1 pseudogene is annotated in these 563 nt (G+C 72.0%); it reads left to right on the forward strand.

The annotated features are described in order from the left end of the window. Positions 1 to 540 (forward strand): annotated as a pseudogene (locus CCN33_RS07575) (DEAD/DEAH box helicase family protein); the annotation flags it as partial. Positions 541 to 563: the final 23 nt, after the last annotated feature.

Raw genomic sequence — 563 nt, forward strand, 5'->3', positions numbered from 1 at the left:
CGGCCGCACCATCCGCCACGTCCACCGCTGGACCCAGGGCACCCAGCTCCAGGACGCGGTACGCACCCTGCGCACCCATCCCAAGGCGGCCCCCGGCTCCGCGGGCGAACTGGAGGCGGCCCTCACCTCGCACCCGGAGCGGCGGGACATCGCCCAGGAGCTCACCAGCCGGGCACTTTCCGCACTCCTCACGGTCAACATCCGCGAATCGTGCACCCCGCACCGAACCGACACGCTCGCCCTGGATTCCTTCGTCCACGAAGGGGGCACGCTCTATGTGGTCGGTGAACCCATCGAGGACCCCAAGACTCGGCCGNNAGCGTGGTCGAGCACGGCCGGCGCATGGCCGAACGGTCATCCTCCGGTCGGCTCGACCCACCACTCACCCTGATCCTGGACGACGTGGCGGCGGTCGCCCCCCTCCCGCAGCTCCCCGAGCTGCTCACCACCGGCGTGGCCGAGGGCCTGCCGACGCTGGCCCTGCTCCGCTCCCGCGAACAGGCCCGCGCCCGCTGGCCCCATGAGGACCTACCGGTCTAGCGCGAACTCCAGCTCCCGCTCGT

The sequence above is a fragment of the Streptomyces recifensis genome (assembly GCF_002154615.1).
Lineage (GTDB): Bacteria > Actinomycetota > Actinomycetes > Streptomycetales > Streptomycetaceae > Streptomyces > Streptomyces griseoluteus.